Genomic DNA, 16,400 nt, shown 5'->3' on the forward strand with positions numbered 1-16,400 from the left:
AAGAGGAACGCTTAAGGGGAAACAGGAATATTACTTGCGGCGGGAATCGAGCCGGCTCGCTATCGTAACGGCGGCCTACCCACGGGGCCAAGAAACAATTTTCCGGCAAAGGTTAAAATTCCGCCTTTCCACCCCTTTCAGCCCCCGGGATCTACACCCGTCACGGCGACACTCATGCAAGCTACCTCCCTCAAGCGCGCCAACGCGCCCAGCGCCGGCGATTCCGCCGCCGCCGCCCTTCCGGACACTGCCGCCGCCGACGCGGGCACCGGTTCCCCCCGCAAGCTGTACATCCGCACCTTTGGCTGCCAGATGAACGAGTACGACTCGGACAAGATGGCCGACGTGCTGCGCGGCGACCAGGGCCTGGAACTGACCGACAACCCGGAAGAAGCCGACGTCATCCTGTTCAACACCTGTTCGGTGCGCGAAAAGGCGCAGGAAAAGGTGTTCTCGGACCTGGGCCGGGTGCAGCACCTGAAAAAGACCAATCCCAACCTGGTGATCGGCGTGGGCGGTTGCGTGGCCAGCCAGGAAGGCGCGGCCATCGTCAAGCGCGCGCCCTATGTCGACGTGGTGTTCGGCCCGCAGACGCTGCACCGCCTGCCCGACCTGATCGCGCGCCGCCGCGCCGAGGGCCGGTCGCAAGTGGACATCAGCTTTCCGGAAATCGAAAAGTTCGACAACATGCCGCCCCCGCGCGTGGACGGCGCCACGGCGTTCGTGTCCATCATGGAAGGCTGTAGCAAATACTGTAGCTTCTGCGTCGTGCCGTACACGCGCGGCGAGGAAGTGTCGCGCCCCTTCGAGGACGTGCTGATCGAAGTGGCCGACCTGGCCGATCAGGGCGTGAAGGAAGTGACCCTGCTGGGCCAGAACGTGAACGCGTACCGCGGCAAGATGGAAGGCTCGGACGAGATCGCCGACTTTGCCATGCTGCTGGAATACGTGCACGAAATCCCGGGCATCGAACGCATCCGCTACACCACGTCGCACCCCAAGGAAATGACCCAGCGCATGGTGGACGCCTACGCCCGCCTGCCCAAGCTGGTGTCGTTCCTGCACCTGCCCGTGCAAGCCGGCAGCGACCGCGTGCTGGCCGGCATGAAGCGCGGCTACACCACGCTGGAATTCAAGTCGGTGGTGCGGCGCCTGCGCGCGGCCCGCCCCGACCTGACGCTGTCGTCCGACTTCATCGTGGGCTTTCCCGGCGAAACGGAAGAAGACTTCGAAAAAACCATGAAGCTGATCGAAGACGTCGGCTTCGACACCTCGTTCTCGTTCGTGTATTCGCGCCGGCCGGGCACGCCCGCCGCCGACCTCACGGACGACACGCCGCAAGACGTCAAGCTGCGCCGCTTGCAGCGCCTGCAAGCGCTGATCAACGAGCAGGCGGCCACCATCGCCCGCAACATGGTCGGCACCCGCCAGCGGCTGCTGGTGGAAGGCCCCTCGCGCCGCGACCCCAACGAACTGATGGGCCGCACCGAGAACAACCGCATTGTGAACTTCGCCGCGCCCGCGCGGCTCATCGGACAAATGGTCGACGTCATCATCACCGAAGCGCACACCAATTCGTTGCGCGCCCGGGTGGCCGATGTAGACCGCGTTCCCCAAGAGGCCGAATGACCACTCCCCGTTCCCGCGCCCGTCGCAGCATGCCCGCCGTCGTCAACCTGGACGGCGACAACACCCACCTGGCCAATCTGTGCGGCCCCCTGGACGAGAACCTGCGCCAGCTGGCCGACGGCATGGGCGTGAAGCTGTCGCGTCGCGGCAGCCGCGTCACCATCGAAGGCGAACGCGCCGAATTGGCCGGCCGGGTCTTGCGACGCTTTCACGAACAAGCCGTGCACCGCGCCCTGTCGATCGATGACATCCAGCTGGGCCTGGTGGAAATCGGCGTTGGCCGCCAGGAAGACAAGCCGCAGGAAGCCCAGGTGCGCGAGGCCGATGCCTTGCCGGCCCTGGACGACGACAGCGACAGCATCGCGCTGCGCACCAAGCGCAGTGACCTGCGCCCGCGCACGCCGCGCCAGCGCGACTACCTGAACAACATCCTGAAGCACGACATCACGTTCGGCGTCGGGCCCGCCGGCACGGGCAAGACCTGGCTCGCGGTGGCTTGCGCCATCGACGCCATGGAACGCGATACGGTGCAGCGGCTGGTGCTGACGCGCCCCGCCGTCGAAGCCGGCGAGCGCCTGGGCTTTCTGCCCGGCGATCTGGCCCAGAAGGTTGACCCGTATCTGCGCCCGCTGTACGACGCGCTGTACGACCTGATGGGCTTTGAAAAGGTGCAGCGCCTGTTCGAAAAGCAGACCATCGAAATCGCGCCGCTGGCCTATATGCGCGGCCGCACGTTGAACCACGCGTTCGTCATCCTGGACGAAGCGCAGAACACCACGCCGGAACAGATGAAGATGTTCCTGACGCGGATCGGTTTCGGCAGCAAGGCCGTCATCACCGGCGACCCGTCGCAGGTGGACCTGCCGCGCGGTCAGGACAGCGGCCTGGCCCATGCGGTCAAAGTGCTGGAAGACGTCCAGGGCATCGCCACCACCCGCTTCACCAGCCGCGATGTCGTGCGCCACCCGCTGGTGGCCCGCATCGTCGACGCCTACGATCGCGCCTCTGAAAATGAAGCCTGATCTGTCCCTGTCCGTGCAGTACGGGGTCGAGGAAGCCCGCCTGCCCCGCTGGCGCCTGCGCCGGTGGGCCGAGCGTGCACTGGCGGCGGCGGCCGAAGACGGGCTGGTGGATTTTTCGGCTGCGGAACTCAGCCTGCGCCTGGTCGGCGCGGCCGAGGGCCGGCGCCTGAACCGCGATTTCCGCGAACGCGACTACGCCACCAATGTGCTCACCTTCGAGTACGGCGTGGACCCGTTGGGTGTTGCGCGCGGCGATATCGTGATGTGTGTGCCGGTGCTGGTGCGCGAGGCGCGCGAACAGCGCAAACCGCTGCTGGAGCACGCCGCGCACCTGACGATTCACGGCGTGCTGCATGCGCTGGGCTACGACCACATCAAGGCGCGCGACGCCAAACGCATGGAAGCCCTGGAAACGGCCACGCTGGCGCAGATGGGCATTGCCGACCCGTACGTGGCGGCCGACTAGGCAGGCCCGGCAGGCCGTGACCACCCATGTGTCCAACGCCACCGTGCGTTCGGGCATGCCGCTTGCGGCCCCTCGGGTCAACCCCTAGCTTCTGGCGAAAAATGGCGTCAAGCAACGCGCAGATGTCGTCGTTTGCCCGCATTTTCAGGGCCGTCGTTACAAAACCCACGCCAGTTTCGGTTATGCTGGCCCCTCCATAACTTGTCCTCCCGGACGATGTCTGACCCTTACCCTGCTCCTGAAGCGACCTCTGCTCGCTCATCCAAACCCGCCACCAAATCCCTTCTAGACCGCCTGCTTTCCCTTGTGCGCCGAGAGCCCGAGGACCGCGAAGGCATCAAGGCCATTCTGGAAGCTGCCCACGACCGCAACCTGCTGGATGCGGAGTCCTACAAGATGATCAAGGGCGCGCTGGCCGTGTCCGAAGGCACCGTCGGCGACATCATGGTTCCACGCTCGCGCATGGACCTGCTGGACGTCACGCAGCCCATCCCGTACCTGGTGGCCTCCGTCATTGAAACCGCGCACTCGCGGTTCCCGGTGTACGAGGGTGATCGCGACAACATCATCGGCATCCTGCTGGCCAAGGACTTGCTGCGCTGCATGCTGGAACCCGGCATCGAACTGCGCACCCTGGTCCGCCCCGCCGTGTTCATCCCCGAGTCCAAGCGCTTGAATGTGCTGCTGCACGAATTTCGCGCCAGCCGGAACCACCAGGCCATCGTCATTGACGAGCATGGCGGCATTTCCGGGCTGGTCACGATGGAAGACGTGCTGGAACAGATCGTCGGCGACATCGAAGACGAATTCGACGAAACCGAAGAAGACGAGATCTTCCCCGAAGGCGAAAACCAGTGGCGCGTCATGGCGGCCACCGACATCTCGCACTTCAACGAGGTCTTCGGCTGCCAGTTGCCTGACGACGAATACGACAGCGTGGGCGGCTGGATGGGAGGCCAGCTGGGCCGCATTCCGCGCCGTGGCGACGTAGCCGAATTCGACGGCCTGCGCCTGGAAGTGGCTCGCGGTGACGCCCGCCGCGCCATCTGGTTGCGCGTCAAGCGCAACGTGCCTGCCCAATCCTCCCGACCCAACGACGACGCATGAGCCGTACCCCGCGCAGCATCCTCCTGCGCGGCGCCGCCGGCTTGACGCTGGCGGGCGCCGTGCACGCCCTGACCTTCGCACCCGGCCCGCTGCCGGATTGGGCGCTGGCCATCACGCAGATACTGATGCTGGCCATTGCGGCGCGCGTCACGCTGACCGCGCCGTCGGCCACGCAAGCCTGGCTGCGCGCTTGGCTATTCGGCTTTGCCACCTACGCGGTGGGCCTGTATTGGCTGTTCATCAGCATGCATCGCTACGGCGATCTGGCCGCGCCGCTGGCCGTGGCGGGCGTGCTGGCCCTGTCCGCCTTCCTGGCGCTGTTTCCCGCCACCGCCAGTGCGCTGACGCGCCGCTACGTTCCGCTGACGGCGGGCGCCACGCCGCTGGGCAGGCTGTCATCCACGCTGGCCTGGGCCGCCCTGTGGGCCGCCTTCGAATGGCTGCGCGCGGTTTTGCTGACCGGGTTCCCGTGGCTGAACATCGGCTACGCACAGGTGGACAGCCCGATTGCTGGATGGGCCCCCATTCTTGGCGTGCACGGCATGGCCTTTGTGGCTGCGTTCGCCGCCGCCGCCATCGCCAGCCTGTGGCAGCCGTCCCGCAAAAAGGCCATGGACTCGCGCCAGGCCCTGGCGGCGGGCGTCGCGGTGGCGCTGGCCGCCGTGGGTTGGCCGCTGTCGCGCATCGATTGGTCTTCGCCCACGGGTGACCCGCTTAACGTCAGGCTGATCCAGGGCAACATCGAGCAATCGCAAAAGTTCGACCCCGCGCTGCTGGAGCAAAGCCTGGTGCGCCATCTGGAAATGACCGCGCTGCCGCCCGCGCCCGGCGTGCCGGCGCCGCAGCTTGTGATTCTTCCCGAAACCGTGATGCCGGTTTTCCAGGACCAGCTGGATCCGCGCATTTGGGACGCCTGGCGTGGCGTGGCCGCGCGCGGCAACATGACCATTGCGATGGGCGTGCCGCTGCATGATCGCGTCAATGGTCGCGACCGCTACACCAACAGCGTGGTGGGATTCGACGGCAACACGCCGGTCCAGCAACTGCTGACCGGCAGCACGGCCATGCGTTACGACAAGCGCCATCTGGTGCCATGGGGCGAATACGTGCCGCCCGGCTTTCACTGGTTTGTCGACATGCTGAACATCCCGCTGGGCGATTTCGATCGCGGCGCGCCGCGTCAGACGCCCTTCCCGGTGGGCGGCCAGCACATCGCGTTCAACATCTGCTACGAAGACCTGTTCGGCCCCGACCTCTTGCCCGCGCTACAGCCGGGCGCCAATGGCGAGCCGGGCGCAACCATCCTGGTCAACGTCAGCAACCTGGGCTGGTTCGGCAATTCGTGGGCGTTGCGCCAGCACTTGCAGATCGGCCGCCTGCGCACGATGGAGACCGCTCGGCCCATGCTGACGGCCACCAATACCGGCATTACCGCCGCGATCGACGCCAAGGGCCACGTGGCGGCGCAGCTTGCGCCGTTGCAGCCCGGCGTGCTGCCGGTATCGGTGCAAGGCATGACGGGGCTGACCCCGTATGCGCGCTTTGGCGACAAACTGGCTTTGGCCTTGATGGGCCTGATTCTTATCGCGGCCATTGGCGGCCACCGCAAGGCCCGGCCCGCCAACTGATCGCTGGCTTTCCTAGGCGAACAGGTTTTCGGGCAACCTGCCGCTGTCTTGCGGCGGGCGCACAGGCCCCTCGCCCGCCCCCGTCAGCTCAATGGCCTCGGCGATAGCGTCCAAGTCGTCGCTATCCAATTCCAGTTCGGCCGCGCCCAGCAGACCATTGACCTGCGCGGCACTGCGCGCGCCGACGATGGCGCCGGTAACGCCCGGCCATGCCAACGTCCACGCCGCGGCGACCGCGGCCACCGTCGTGCCGTGGTGTTCCGCGATAGGTTTCATCGCATCCGCCAGCGCCAGGTTGCGGGCAAGGTTCGGCGGCGCGAATTCGGCATTGCGCGCGCGCCAATCGTCCGGCGGCAACGCCCGGGCACGTTCGGCGGTAAACGCGCCCGTCAGCAGCCCGGACTGCATGGGGCTGTAGACGATCACGCCCACGTCATGCTGCGCGCACCAGGGAATAAGGTCGGCCGCCGCGCCACGCTGGATCGCCGAAAAAGGCGGTTGCAGGCAATCCACATGGCCCAGCGCCTGGGCATCCTGCAACTGCGCCAGATTGTGGTTCGACAGGCCAATGGCGCCAACCTTGCCTTCCTGCTTGAGGTTCAGCAGTTCCTGCCAATAGGTTTCGAGCGGCGTGCCGTCGCCGGCCGGCCAGTGCATTTGATAAAGGTCGATGCGCTCGACGCCAAGCCGGCGCAGCGACCCTTCGATTTCGCGGCGAATGCTGGCCGGTGCGCCGGTACGGCGCGGCATCGCTTGCGGATTATCGGTGGACCACGTCAGCCCGCATTTGGTGAACACATAGGGCCGATCGCCGGGCGCCATCTGCGCCAGCGCCCGACGCACGACGTCTTCGGAGTGACCCAGCCCGTACACCGCCGCCGTATCGATCCAGTTGATGCCCCGGTCCACGGCCAGGCGAATCGCGGCGATGGAATCGGCGTCGTCTTGCGGCCCCCACCCCACCGCCCAGCCGTTGCCGCCGATGGCCCAGGCGCCCAATCCGATACGCGTGATGTGCATGCCGCTGCGGCCCAGGGGCCGGGTGGGAAACGAAGTCTTTGTGCTCATGCCGGAATTCTCAGGTTGTCGCGCGGCTTTTTTTACGCGCAAGCCACAGGATGTCGAAAATTTTTTATCGCCCACGATAGCATCTGCACAAGCCTTTGATTTTTCTGGAATCCACGCGCCGGCACCCGGTCTTGGATGGTCTGATTTCGCTCACAAAATAAGCAGAAAAAGGCATCCCACCCCTATTTTTTTTGTCGTTTTATGGTTTTTGCCCGCGATCGACTTGCACACCCGATTTTGTTCGTGCATAATCTCGTTTCTTCGCCAACGGCACTAAACAAAACCGGCAACGAACTACGAAAAAGCGCACAATAAAACGTGTGTTTTTACCGTAAAACGTAGCAGGAATTGATTAGAGAAACGGGGGTATAGCTCAGCTGGGAGAGCGCTTGCATGGCATGCAAGAGGTCAGCGGTTCGATCCCGCTTACCTCCACCAGTCAACAGCGAAGAATGTAGTTGCAGTACCAGTTATGCAGTACAGCAAGTCCAAGTCCCCTTCGTCTAGAGGCCTAGGACATCACCCTTTCACGGTGAGTACAGGGGTTCGAATCCCCTAGGGGACGCCAGTTCACTGGCAGCAGTAAAGAAGTAGATAAGTGCAGTTGAAGTGACAAAGTAGTTGAGTAAGCCGCTGCGGAGCGGTAGTTCAGTTGGTTAGAATACCGGCCTGTCACGCCGGGGGTCGCGGGTTCGAGCCCCGTCCGCTCCGCCAAAAGCTCTCGCTCTGAGTCTTTCAAGAGCTCCGTCTTCGGGGCTTTTTGCTTTTATAGAGTGTGAGACCTTGTTGTTTGAAGTTTGGAACATCAGGGCGCCCTGGGGGGTATAGCTCAGCTGGGAGAGCGCTTGCATGGCATGCAAGAGGTCAGCGGTTCGATCCCGCTTACCTCCACCAGCACGCAGTACCGCAGTACCGTAGTAAAGTTGTTTGCAGTTCTGTTAGTTCAGGTCCCCTTCGTCTAGAGGCCTAGGACATCACCCTTTCACGGTGAGTACAGGGGTTCGAATCCCCTAGGGGACGCCAGATTTCTGGCACGTAGTACAAGCTGCCTTGACACCGCAGTGTAGTGATGAAGTTTGAAGTTGTTGAGTAAGCCGCTGCGGAGCGGTAGTTCAGTTGGTTAGAATACCGGCCTGTCACGCCGGGGGTCGCGGGTTCGAGCCCCGTCCGCTCCGCCAAGCACTTTGGTGTTTGCCAGCATGCAGCTTGAAAGATCGCACGACAGATCCTCGCAATACCCACTATCGCAATACGCATCGTCGCAGTACACATTGAAGCTCCGGATTCCGGGGCTTTTTGCATTTCAGCGCCCGCATTGTCCGCGCGTTATTTTGTGCGTTCTCCCCTCCTTTTACCCCGCCGCTAAGACTCGTCCGTTTTGCTGTCTGGACAGCTTTGCCGCGCCCCTGCATCCTGTGGGCTCACGCCACGCGAACCGAAGAGGCCTACGTGACCGCAAACGCCGCCGCGCCACACGCGCATCGCCAACACCTGCAAGCCATCATCGCGGGTTTGAATGAAGGCATCATCCTGCTTGAACCCGACGGCTCAATTGCATGGGCCAATAACAGCGCACTTGAATTACACGGCGTCGACAATCTTGAAGCGTTGGGCGGCACGCCCGCCGGCTACCGCAAGCGCTACACGCTGACCTACCGCAACCATCACCGCGTACCCGCGCGCCAATATCCGCTGGACCGCCTGGCCGCTGAAGAAACGTTTGACGATCTGCTGCTGGACCTGAGCCGCAAGGATGACGAAGAGTTCCTGCGCAACGTGCGCGCACGCGGCTTGAACCTGGAAGGCGACAAAGGCGCTGACTATCGCGTGCTGATCCTGCACGACCAGACCGAGCAGATCAACGCCGAAGAACGCTTCGAACGCACCTTCGGCGCGAATCCGGCGCCCGCCCTCATTTGCCGGCTTTCCGACCTGCGCTACGTCAAGGTCAACCAGGGCTTTCTGGAAATGACGGGCTACACGCGTGAGACCGTGCTGGGCAAGTCCGCGTACGAGCTGGATGTGCTGGACGGCGGCGACGACAAAGAACAGGCCGTGGCCAATCTGAACGAAGGCAAGACCATTACACAGCGCGAAGGCGTCGTGAAGCTGGCGGACGGCGGCGCCAAATTCGTGATGGTCGCCGGCCAACCGATCGACATGCAGGACGAACCCTGCATGCTGTTCACCTTCATCGACCTGGAAGCGCGCAAACGCACCGAGATGGCGCTGCGCGAAAGCGAAGAGCGCTTTTCCAAGGCGTTCAAGCTGGCGCCCGTGCCGATGGCCGTATGCGAAGGCGATACGCTGCGCGTGCTGGATATCAACGACGCCTTTGCAGCGGTAACCGGCGCGTCGCCCGAAGACAGCGTGGGCGCGGCCTTGACCGACGTAGGCCTGCAACCCTACGAAGGCATGGCCGCCAGCCTGAAGCGTGGCGAAAGCGCGCGCAACCGCGAAGCCACGTTGGCAACGCAGGATGGCGGCGCGCTTGATTGCCTGGTGTCGGCCGAGCCCGTGATGATCGGTGGGCAGCGCCGACTGCTGATCGTGATGCAGGACATCACCGAACGCAAACGCTCCGAGATCGAGCTGCTGGCCGCCATCGGAGCGGTGATGCAGGACACGTCGTGGTTCAGCCGGGGCATCATCGAAAAGCTGGCGCAGTTGCGCCAGCCCGCGCCGGCCTCGCGCGATGTGGCGGAACTGGCGCAACTGACCACGCGCGAACGCGAAGTGCTGGGCCTGCTCTGCCAGGGCCACGACGACGACGGCATCGCCAAGGCGTTGAAGCTGTCGCGCAATACGGTGCGCAATCATGTGGCCACGATCTACAGCAAGATCGGCGTGCACCGGCGTAGCGCGGCGATTGTCTGGGCGCGCGATCGAGGGATCACGGGCCACGAGTCCGCGCGGGTGCGTGACAAGCCGGCTAAGGAGTGATCGCGACGGGGTGATCGCAACGGGACGATCACGACGGGACGATCGCAACGTGGTGATCGCAACGGGGTCATCGCAACGGGGTGATCCGACAAAGTGACCGCCGTGCAATGGTGCCGTCCCGGCGCCGCCGGATACGCCCGGAATTTACAATTAGAATCAAAATATTGAGGGGGTCGGCGTCGACGAAGATGCCATCGCGTTAGACCGCGCCGCACGGTTAAATCCTCTATTCGCGGCGAACATGCATCGAAGTGGCCCGCATTTTCGTGCAGTGGGCCTGCATTGCGCAAACCCTGCGCAGGTTCTTACGATCCGCCGATCCCGCCCTTGCCTCGCCAGGCAAGCGGCGTGGTTTTCGATAGATCGATTGGAGCCCGCCCTTGCAGACCGCCTACATCCCCGTCCCGCAAACGACCCGCAACCGAGCCGCCCCGGCCTGGACCCCCGACGACATCCTGGCGCTGTACGCGATGCCGTTCATCGACTTGATGCACCGCGCCCAGCAGGTCCATCGTGCGCACTTCGACCCGAATGCCGTGCAGCTGTCCAGCCTGCTGTCGATCAAAACCGGTGGCTGCCCGGAGGATTGCGCGTACTGCCCGCAGTCGTCGCACTACGACACCGGGCTTGATGCCGACAAGCTGATGCCGCTGGATGAAGTGGTGGCCGCCGCGAAGGCCGCTCAGGCAGGCGGGGCGCAACGGTTTTGCATGGGCGCGGCCTGGCGCAGCCCGAAGCCGCACCATCTGGAAGCCGTGGCGCGGATGGTCAGCGCGGTGAAGTCCTTGGGGCTGGAAACCTGCGTCACGCTGGGCATGCTGCGCGACGGTCAGGCCGAGCAGCTCAAGGACGCCGGTCTGGACTACTACAACCACAACCTGGACACGTCGCCGGAGTTCTACGGCAAGATCATTTCCACCCGCACCTACCAGGACCGCCTGGATACGCTGGCGCGCGTGCGCGAGGCCGGCATCAGCGTGTGCTGCGGCGGCATTGTGGGCATGGGGGAATCGCGGCGGGAACGCGCCGGTTTGATCGCGCAACTGGCCAACATGGAGCCCTATCCGGAGTCGGTGCCAATCAACAACCTGGTCCAGGTGGAAGGCACGCCGCTGGCCAAGGTCGAGCCGCTGGACCCGTTCGAGTTCGTGCGCACGATTGCCGTGGCGCGCATCACGATGCCGCGCGCGGCCGTACGCTTGTCGGCCGGACGCGAAACCATGGACGACGCCATGCAGGCGCTGTGCTTCATGGCGGGCGCCAATTCGATGTTCTATGGCGACGCGCTGCTGACCACCGCCAACCCGCAGATGCAGGCCGACCAGCGCCTGCTGCAACGGCTGGGCATGCACGTGGAGCCGGCGCCGCACCATGCCGCGCCGGAGTTCTCGGGCGCGGGGCATTCCTCCTACGGACATGCCTCCTACGGACATGCCGCCTCCGGACTTGCCCCGTCGGCACAGGCCGCCGCCGCACTCACCGCCTCGGCACTTTCCGCTTCCCCCGAGCCGGCCGCGGAGCTTTCCGCCCCCCCTCGAGCCAGTTCTGACCAACCCTGCGCAGAAGGCGGCACGACATGCCGTTGACCCCTGGCGTTCTTTACCTGTTGGCAAGCGTGACGTGCAGCGTCACAGTAGCCGTGCTGCTCAAGTTGGCGCGCCGCTACGACGTGGACGTGCGGCAGGCGATTGCCATGAACTACGCCGTGGCCGCCCTGCTTTGCTGGGCCGTGCTGAAACCGAACCCTGCCGCGCTGTTCACGCCGAGCACGCCGTGGGCCGTTCTGGCCGCGCTTGGGGTGCTGTTGCCCAGCGTGTTCCTGGCAATGGCGGCGGCGGTGCGCCACGCCGGCATCGTGCGCAGCGACGCGGCGCAGCGCCTGTCGCTGTTCATCCCGCTGCTGGCCGCGTTCCTGTTGTTTGGCGAACCCGTCAATGGCCGCAAGCTGGCGGCGGTCCTGCTGGCGTTTGCCGCGCTGGCGTGCTTGCTTCTGCGGCCGACGCGCTGGGCGTCGGCAGGCGCGGCTGCGCGCACCCCCGGGACCGCCGGGACTGCCGCGACTGCCGCCACGACTGCCGCCACCGCCACCGCCACCACAACCGCCACCGCCGCCCCAGCCACCACGACCGCCGCCACAACCAACGCCGCCGCCTCTGACCGTGGCATCTGGCTGTGGCCGCTGGCGGTGTGGGCGGGATACGGGGTGATCGATATCCTGTTCAAGCAGGTGGCGCGCGCCGGCACCGCGTTTGCCGGCGGGCTGCTGTTGGCCTTCGTGCTGGCGGGCGTGTTGATGTTGGCGTATCTGCTGGCGCGCCGGGTGCGTTGGCAGCCGCGCCATCTGCTGGCGGGCGCGGCGCTGGGCGTGGCCAATTTTGGCAACATCCTGACCTACATCCGCGCGCACCAGTCCTTGCCTGAACATCCGGCGCTGGTGTTTGCGTCGATGAACATGGGCGTGATCACGCTGGGGACGCTGGTGGGCGCGTTAGTGTTTCGTGAGCCGCTGACCCGGATCAACGCGCTGGGTATCGCGCTGGCGCTGGGCGCGATCGTCGTGATGGCGCCCTGGTAATCCCCGCCGCGCGATCGTCAGGTGCCCGTGCGGCGGCGGCGCTGGGTGTCGGATTCGGTTTCCGAGGGCGAGACATCCTTCTCGCCTGCCCCGGATTCAACATCAGCAGCACGGGCGCCAGCTGGCGCGCCGGTACCGGCTGCCGTGGCATCGGATGCCGCGGGATCGCCTGCTGCGGGATCGCCTGCCGCGGGATCGCCTGCCGCAGGATCGCCTGCCGCAACATCGCCTGCCGCACGATCGCCTGCCGCATCGTCAACTGCCGCAGCATCGCCCGCCGCAGCGTCGGCTGCCGCAGCATCGGCTGCCGCAGCATCGGCTGCCGCAGCGTCGGCTGCCGCAGGATCGCCTGCCGCAGGATCGCCTGCCGCAGGATCGCCTGCCGCGGGATCGCCCGCCGCAGCGTCGGCTGCCGCAGCATCGGCTGCCGCAGCGTCCGCCGGCCATTCCTGCTTGAGTGCCGGCTCTTCGACGACCGGGTCCTCGGTGGCGGCGACCGGCGCGGCGGCGGGGTCCGGCTGCACCATTTCCATCGCGATGTCGTTTTCCGGATCCACGCGCGGGTCCAGCACTGCCGCCGCGGGCGAGCTTTGCAGCGTGTCGGGCATCGGCACGAAGTGCGTCGGCGCTTCGTCCACCTGGTGCGCGCCGGTGACGCGCGTGGGGCGCACCTGCCATACCAGGATCAAGGCGCAAGCCGAGATGAAGACGTAGTACATGCTGGGCCCGCCCAGCGACATCATCAGCCCCGCCACCATCGGGCCGATACACGCGCCCACGCCATAGGTCATCAGCAAGACGGCCGACAGGCTGACCCGGCGTTCGGACTCCACGTGGTCGTTGGCGAATGCCGCACCCAGCGGGTACAGCGTGAATTGCAAAATGCCGAACACGCACGACAAGGCCACCAGCGCCCAATACGGCAAGGTCAGCCAGCCCCACATCACGGTGGGCAGCAGCACCAGCAGCAAGGCGTTGAAACGGATCAGGCCCGCGCGGTTGATGCGGTCGGACAGCCAGCCCATCGGCCATTGCGACAGCAGCCCCGCCGTGACGGCGGCGGCCACAAAGACGGCGGCCTGCGACGTCGTCAGCCCGTGCTTGGCGCCGTAGACGGCGGCCAGCCCGTAGAACGCGCCCGACAGGTTGCCCGCCACGAACAGCACCGTCATGGACAACGGCACGCGCCGCATGAAGAAGCGGATGTCCAGCGGCGCGGGCAGCGGCGTGGGCGGGTGGGAACGCGCGGTGACGGCAATGGGCACCAGGCACAACACCAGGCACATGGCCACCAGCGTCAGGGGTCGCAGGTCCAGCGTGGCGTAGGCGGTCAGCGCCAACTGCCCCAGCACGGTGCCCAGCCCGGACACCACCATGTACACCGAGAAGACCCGGCCGCGCTGGTGGTTTTCGGTTTGTTCGTTCAGCCAGCTTTCGATGACCATGAATTCGGTCACCATAACCACGCCGGAAATCAGGCGAAAGACCAGCCACAACGGCATGGAATCAACCAGCGTCTGGGCCAGGATCATGCTGGTGGCAATCGCCGCGCACGCGACGAACGCGCGGATATGACCCACGCGAATGATGAGCTTGTGCCCCAATCGGGCTCCGCACACCAGGCCCAGGTAGTAGCCGGCGATCAGGACGCCGATCCACACTTCGCTGACGGACTGCGCGGTCAGGCGAAGGCCCATGTAGGTGTTGAACAGACCCGTGCCGATCAGCATCAGCAAGGTCGCGAAGTACAGGGACGAGAATGAGGAGAGGGTGGCGAGCATGGCGTTGGCAACCGCTGCTGGCATTAGCACGGCGGGCTGCAAAGGCAACCCGCCGCGTTGAGCGGTAAAACTGGAAGCTACGTTAGGTCAGATTTGCGACAGCAGCGTGGCGGCGTCGCTGACTTCGAACTTGCCAGGACCTTCCACGTTCAGCTGCTTGACCACGCCGTCGACGATCAGCGCCGAGTAGCGTTGCGAACGCACGCCCATGCCGCGCGCGATCAGGTCCAGTTCCAGACCCAGTTCCTTGGTCCACAGCGCCGAGCCATCGGCCAGCATGCGGACACGGCCTTCGGTCTTTTGTTCGCGGCCCCAGGCGCCCATGACGAACGCGTCGTTGACGGCCACGCACCAGATTTCGTCCACGCCCTTGGCCTTGAGGGCGTCGGCTTGTTCCACGTAGCCAGGCAGGTGCTTGGCCGAGCAGGTGGGGGTGAACGCGCCCGGCAGGGCGAACAGCGCGATGGTCTTGCCGCGGGTCAGGTCGGAAACCTGGAACGCGTTGGGGCCCAGCGAGCAGCCGGCGGTTTCGGTTTCGATGAATTCGGTCAGGGTGCCTTCCGGCACGCGGTCGCCGACTTTGATCGTCATGGTATCTCCAGGGAAAGTGGGGCAATGCATTGAGGCAGGATCGCCTCACACCCTCCATCATAGTGCGTGCGCGCCCTGCCCGCTGCGCCAGACCGACACGAAAAGAACACGCACAGTCTGAAACGACTCCACACCGGGACCTCATCGCGTGGATACGGCTGCTTGTCATAATGCGCGAGTGTCCCACGCCCGCGCGGCGCCTACATCGCCCATCGCCCGCCGGGCATCCAGCGGAGATCCACAGATGCACAAGTTTCTGACAGCCCTGGCCTGGGTCCTGGCCACCGCCGCCGCCCCGGCCTGGGCGGCACCGGACGCCAGCGAGCAAGCGCAATACGATTCCTTCGTGGTGGCCGCCGGCGAATCGAACGGCGCGGCGCGCGCGTGCGGCGCCTCGGAGCCCGACCTGGCGCAGCATCAGGCAACGGCCCACAAGAACCTGGCGCGCTACGCCAAGGAATATGGATTTTCAGCCGCGTCCTACGACGCGTTGTTCCAGAAGGGCCTGGCTGAAGGCAAGACGATGATGGACGACATGAAGCGCTCCGGCGTGGACGGTTGCCGGGGCGTGCTGGGCAGTTTTCAGAACGAACGCGCGATCAGCTACGACGATATGAAAAGCGCGCTGGCCGAAGTCAGCGACGGCCTGCCGGGCGAAGAAGCCCAGTAGACCGCCGCGCTAGCCGACGGGCTACAGCCCGTTCTGCTTGAACCAATCCAGCATCCGCGTCCAGGCCTGCTCGGCTTCCGGCTTGCGGTACGACGGCCGGTAGTCCGCATGGAACGCGTGCGGTGCTTCCGGGTAGACGTCGATGCGCGACGCCTTTGCCGGGGCCGGGCCCTTGGCCAGTTCGATGCGCATCTTGTCCACGTCCGTCAGCGGAATACCGGCGTCCTTGCCGCCGTAAGCGCCCAGCACGGGCGCTTTCAATTCGTTCACCAGGCTCAGCACCGATTTGGGTTTGAGCTCGCTGGGTTCGCCCGCCAACTGCCCGTAGAACGCCGCGCCCGCGCGCAGCTTGGGGTTGTGGGCCGCGTACAGCCACACCTGGCGGCCACCCCAGCAAAAGCCCACGATGCCCAGCCGGTCGGGGTTGCCGCCGTTGGCCGCCGCCCACTTTGCGGTGGCATCCAGATCGCCCTGCACCTGGATGTCGGGCACCTTGCCGATGATCTCGGCTTGCAGCTTGGGGATTTCGGTGTACTTGGACGGGTCGCCCTGGCGCGCGAACAGTTCCGGCGCGATCGCCAGATAGCCCAGGTGCGCCAGGCGTCGGCACACGTCCTGGATATATTCGTGCACGCCGAAGATCTCGGACACGACGATGACGGTGGGCAGGTTCTTCTTGCCTTCGGGCGCCGCGCGGTAGGCCGGCATCTTGCCGTCGGCGGTTGGAATATCGATCTTGCCCGCCGTCAGCCCCTTGGCGTCGGTGGCGATGGCGGTCTGCGCCACGGCTTGCCCGGCAGCCAGGGAAAAGCCCGCCGCGACGGTCGTGGCGATGAAGCCCCGCCGATCCAGCCGCAGGGGCGGCAGCAGGCTGTCGAAGTGCGCGTCCTGATCTTTCATCGAGAATCTCCTGGCAAAAA

At 65.3% G+C, this 16,400-nt stretch carries 12 protein-coding genes, 6 tRNA genes and 1 pseudogene; 15 read left to right on the top strand and 4 right to left on the bottom strand.

Going from position 1 to position 16,400, the window contains the following annotated elements:
* The first annotated feature begins 174 nt into the window (after positions 1–174).
* The 5 genes from miaB to lnt all read left to right on the top strand — a co-directional run bounded on the left by miaB (position 175) and on the right by lnt (position 5,852).
* Entirely contained in the window at positions 175–1,629 is a 1,455-nt protein-coding gene (gene miaB, locus YH64_RS16750) for a tRNA (N6-isopentenyl adenosine(37)-C2)-methylthiotransferase MiaB (RefSeq protein ID WP_046805238.1), read from the top strand.
* The gene (locus YH64_RS16755; RefSeq protein WP_046805237.1) at positions 1,626–2,651 is read left to right on the top strand and encodes a PhoH family protein; all 1,026 of its coding nucleotides are present in this window, start codon (positions 1,626–1,628) and stop codon (positions 2,649–2,651) included. Before miaB ends, YH64_RS16755 begins: the two co-directional genes overlap by 4 nt.
* Positions 2,641–3,117: an rRNA maturation RNase YbeY gene (gene ybeY, locus YH64_RS16760; RefSeq protein ID WP_046805236.1), complete on the top strand. Its 477-nt coding sequence runs from the start codon at positions 2,641–2,643 to the stop codon at positions 3,115–3,117. Before YH64_RS16755 ends, ybeY begins: the two co-directional genes overlap by 11 nt.
* 216 nt (positions 3,118–3,333) lie before the next feature.
* Complete coding sequence (locus tag YH64_RS16765; protein WP_046805235.1) at positions 3,334–4,224, top strand: HlyC/CorC family transporter; 891 nt, start codon at positions 3,334–3,336, stop codon at positions 4,222–4,224.
* A complete protein-coding gene (lnt, locus tag YH64_RS16770; protein WP_046805234.1) occupies positions 4,221–5,852 on the top strand; it encodes an apolipoprotein N-acyltransferase in 1,632 nt (543 codons plus the stop codon). Before YH64_RS16765 ends, lnt begins: the two co-directional genes overlap by 4 nt.
* Before the next feature lie 12 nt (positions 5,853–5,864).
* Here lnt and YH64_RS16775 read toward each other — a convergent pair whose 3' ends face one another.
* Entirely contained in the window at positions 5,865–6,920 is a 1,056-nt protein-coding gene (locus YH64_RS16775) for an aldo/keto reductase (RefSeq protein WP_082134503.1), read from the bottom strand.
* 362 nt (positions 6,921–7,282) lie between these two features.
* Here YH64_RS16775 and YH64_RS16780 point away from each other — a divergent pair.
* From YH64_RS16780 to YH64_RS16820, 9 genes and pseudogenes are all read left to right on the top strand, one after another.
* Positions 7,283–7,358 (top strand) — tRNA-Ala (locus YH64_RS16780).
* Positions 7,359–7,412: 54 nt separating this feature from the next.
* Positions 7,413–7,488 (top strand) — tRNA-Glu (locus tag YH64_RS16785).
* Positions 7,489–7,557: 69 nt separating this feature from the next.
* Positions 7,558–7,634 (top strand) — tRNA-Asp (locus tag YH64_RS16790).
* A gap of 104 nt (positions 7,635–7,738) precedes the next feature.
* Positions 7,739–7,814, top strand: a tRNA-Ala gene (locus YH64_RS16795).
* A 53-nt stretch (positions 7,815–7,867) separates the two neighbouring features.
* A tRNA-Glu gene (locus tag YH64_RS16800) sits at positions 7,868–7,943 on the top strand.
* 78 nt (positions 7,944–8,021) lie between these two features.
* Positions 8,022–8,098: transfer RNA gene (locus YH64_RS16805), tRNA-Asp, on the top strand.
* Positions 8,099–8,369: 271 nt separating this feature from the next.
* Positions 8,370–9,863 carry a helix-turn-helix transcriptional regulator gene (locus YH64_RS16810; protein WP_046805257.1) on the top strand — a complete coding sequence of 498 codons (1,494 nt, stop codon included), beginning with the start codon at positions 8,370–8,372 and terminating at the stop codon, positions 9,861–9,863.
* A 380-nt stretch (positions 9,864–10,243) separates the two neighbouring features.
* A pseudogene (bioB, locus tag YH64_RS16815) lies at positions 10,244–11,230 on the top strand (biotin synthase BioB); the annotation flags it as partial.
* A 215-nt stretch (positions 11,231–11,445) separates the two neighbouring features.
* On the top strand, positions 11,446–12,438 hold the full coding sequence (locus YH64_RS16820; RefSeq protein WP_185975389.1) for an EamA family transporter: 993 nt from the start codon (positions 11,446–11,448) through the stop codon (positions 12,436–12,438).
* 17 nt (positions 12,439–12,455) lie between these two features.
* Here YH64_RS16820 and YH64_RS16825 read toward each other — a convergent pair whose 3' ends face one another.
* Both YH64_RS16825 and YH64_RS16830 read right to left on the bottom strand, forming a co-directional pair.
* Positions 12,456–14,219 carry an MFS transporter gene (locus tag YH64_RS16825; RefSeq protein WP_046805232.1) on the bottom strand — a complete coding sequence of 588 codons (1,764 nt, stop codon included), beginning with the start codon at positions 14,217–14,219 and terminating at the stop codon, positions 12,456–12,458.
* Positions 14,220–14,306: 87 nt separating this feature from the next.
* Entirely contained in the window at positions 14,307–14,810 is a 504-nt protein-coding gene (locus tag YH64_RS16830; RefSeq protein WP_046805231.1) for a peroxiredoxin, read from the bottom strand.
* A 244-nt stretch (positions 14,811–15,054) separates the two neighbouring features.
* Here YH64_RS16830 and YH64_RS16835 point away from each other — a divergent pair, with 244 nt between their 5' ends.
* Positions 15,055–15,480, top strand: coding sequence for a hypothetical protein (locus YH64_RS16835; protein ID WP_046805230.1), 426 nt, complete (start codon positions 15,055–15,057; stop codon positions 15,478–15,480).
* A gap of 21 nt (positions 15,481–15,501) precedes the next feature.
* Here YH64_RS16835 and YH64_RS16840 read toward each other — a convergent pair whose 3' ends face one another.
* A complete protein-coding gene (locus YH64_RS16840) occupies positions 15,502–16,380 on the bottom strand; it encodes a dienelactone hydrolase family protein (RefSeq protein WP_046805229.1) in 879 nt (292 codons plus the stop codon).
* Positions 16,381–16,400 lie beyond the last annotated feature (20 nt).

Source organism: Achromobacter sp. LC458 (genome assembly GCF_001005835.2).
GTDB lineage: Bacteria > Pseudomonadota > Gammaproteobacteria > Burkholderiales > Burkholderiaceae_B > Achromobacter > Achromobacter spanius_B.

Bases quoted from the DNA above. Each gene is read 5' to 3' on its own strand.
- miaB (WP_046805238.1), top strand. From the start codon at position 175: ATGCAAGCTACCTCCCTCAAGCGCGCCAACGCGCCCAGCGCCGGCGAT.
- YH64_RS16755 (WP_046805237.1), top strand. From the start codon at position 1,626: ATGACCACTCCCCGTTCCCGCGCCCGTCGCAGCATGCCCGCCGTCGTC.
- ybeY (WP_046805236.1), top strand. From the start codon at position 2,641: ATGAAGCCTGATCTGTCCCTGTCCGTGCAGTACGGGGTCGAGGAAGCC.
- YH64_RS16765 (WP_046805235.1), top strand. From the start codon at position 3,334: ATGTCTGACCCTTACCCTGCTCCTGAAGCGACCTCTGCTCGCTCATCC.
- lnt (WP_046805234.1), top strand. From the start codon at position 4,221: ATGAGCCGTACCCCGCGCAGCATCCTCCTGCGCGGCGCCGCCGGCTTG.
- YH64_RS16775 (WP_082134503.1), bottom strand. From the start codon at position 6,920: ATGAGCACAAAGACTTCGTTTCCCACCCGGCCCCTGGGCCGCAGCGGC.
- YH64_RS16825 (WP_046805232.1), bottom strand. From the start codon at position 14,219: ATGCTCGCCACCCTCTCCTCATTCTCGTCCCTGTACTTCGCGACCTTG.
- YH64_RS16830 (WP_046805231.1), bottom strand. From the start codon at position 14,810: ATGACGATCAAAGTCGGCGACCGCGTGCCGGAAGGCACCCTGACCGAA.
- YH64_RS16835 (WP_046805230.1), top strand. From the start codon at position 15,055: ATGCACAAGTTTCTGACAGCCCTGGCCTGGGTCCTGGCCACCGCCGCC.
- YH64_RS16840 (WP_046805229.1), bottom strand. From the start codon at position 16,380: ATGAAAGATCAGGACGCGCACTTCGACAGCCTGCTGCCGCCCCTGCGG.